We start from the raw sequence: 1,419 nt of genomic DNA on the forward strand, positions 1-1,419 counted from the left end.
TGGCGGGGCGGAACTGACGATGTTCGCGACGCGCTGCCGGCCGTGCAGTCGAACGGGGCGCCGCGCTATGCGTTCGGGGGCGCGGTTGCCCCCGGCGCCGTGGCGTCGTCCTCAGCCTCCCCGGTGTCCGGATAGACGATCGTGCCGTCGGGCCGGATTACCGCGCCGGCCGTCAGGTGCGCGGGTTCCACGCGGTGGCGGCCCATGATGTGCAGCACCGTTTCGCCGCGCGCGATCAGGTAGTCGGACACGATGCGCCGGTGGCAGCGCCACCACACCGCTTCCGAACACATGATCGCGCAGCGCTGCTCGTGCCCCTGTGCGATCAACCGGTCGAGGCCGTCGCGAAACTCGGGTGACAGCGCGTAATCGGCATAGCGGTGAAAGCTCTGGTTGGTCCAGAAGTCGTTGACGTCGTCGGGCACGCTGCGCGACCTGCCGCGCAGCCCGCCGAGTTCGGCGATGTGTTCGTACGCGATGTCGGCGGCGGCCAGCGCGTCCGGCAGCGTCGCTTCGTTGAACTGGGGGTTGGTGCGCGAGCGCGTCATCTTGCGGATATCCGCGAGCAGCGCGATATCGACTGCGTCGAGCATCCCGACGAATTCGTCGAGCGTGCGGTTCGAGTGGCCGATCGTGTAGAACGGGAGCGTCATGCGTCGTCCTTGCCGACGATGCGCTCGAGCACGCGGCCGCGATGCGCGGCGATGTGGTCGGTGCGGTCGCTCTTGATCTCGTACTGCGGATCGTCGGGCGACGCGCGATGGCGATGGCCCTTGTAGTCGAAGTCCGCGGTGTGGACCGCGATGATCGTGCCGGTCACGTAGCCGGCTTCGGAATTCCACCGGACGTGGTCGCCGAGGCTGAGTGGCGTCGTCATGCAGATGACCCTCCTTGCGCGGGTGCGGTGTGCGTCGATCCTTGCGGCGAGTGTCGTCGTGCCGGGAGGAATGGCGTGTCCATTATCGGCCGCGGCGGTTGGCGGAAAAAGACGCAGTCCGCTGAAACTCGCGCACCGGCCAGGACACTGCCCGATTTAACCCTTCATTACGATGGGCTTTCCGAAAAAGTGCTAGATTCGCCCATCGATATCTCGCAACGCGGAGAGGGCAGACAGATGCTGAAGAAATGGGCGGGGATGGCCGTGGTGGCCGGTGCGGTGGCGGTGGCGGTGGCGTCGCTGCCGGCCGTGGCAGGCGACACGAACAACGCACTGGGCGGCGCGATGGGTGGCGTTGCCGGCGCTGCGGTCGGCAACGCGGTTGGCGGCAGCACGGGCGCCGTGATCGGCGGGGCAGTGGGTGGTGGTGCGGGTGGTGCGGTGACGTCGAACAAACGCGAACGCACGGGCGCGATTGTCGGCGGCGCACTGGGCGGCGGCGCAGGCACCGCTGCGGGCAACGCGATGGGCGGCACGGCCGG

Annotated in this window: 3 protein-coding genes; 1 reads left to right on the plus strand and 2 read right to left on the minus strand. The window is 68.4% G+C overall.

The genetic code is table 11. From position 1 onward, the window contains the following. Positions 1-65: 65 nt before the first annotated feature. Together G3N93_RS39530 and G3N93_RS39535 are read right to left on the minus strand one after the other, a co-directional pair. Positions 66-653 (minus strand): DUF488 family protein, encoded by a 588-nt coding sequence (locus G3N93_RS39530; protein ID WP_206135474.1) that lies wholly within the window; start codon positions 651-653, stop codon positions 66-68. Then, complete coding sequence (locus tag G3N93_RS39535; protein ID WP_206135475.1) at positions 650-877, minus strand: DUF2945 domain-containing protein; 228 nt, start codon at positions 875-877, stop codon at positions 650-652. Before G3N93_RS39535 ends, G3N93_RS39530 begins: the two co-directional genes overlap by 4 nt. Positions 878-1,114: 237 nt before the next feature. Between G3N93_RS39535 and G3N93_RS39540 the strand changes: the two genes are divergently transcribed. Then, positions 1,115-1,419: hypothetical protein (locus G3N93_RS39540; protein ID WP_206135476.1), on the plus strand; the 305-nt coding region annotated here is incomplete at its 3' end.

Source organism: Burkholderia sp. Se-20378 (assembly GCF_017104665.1).
GTDB classification, from domain to species: Bacteria; Pseudomonadota; Gammaproteobacteria; order Burkholderiales; family Burkholderiaceae; genus Burkholderia; species Burkholderia lata.

Excerpts from the sequence above, each read along its gene's own strand:
- G3N93_RS39530 (WP_206135474.1), bottom strand. The coding sequence starts at position 653 with ATGACGCTCCCGTTCTACACGATCGGCCACTCGAACCGCACGCTCGAC.
- G3N93_RS39535 (WP_206135475.1), bottom strand. The coding sequence starts at position 877 with ATGACGACGCCACTCAGCCTCGGCGACCACGTCCGGTGGAATTCCGAA.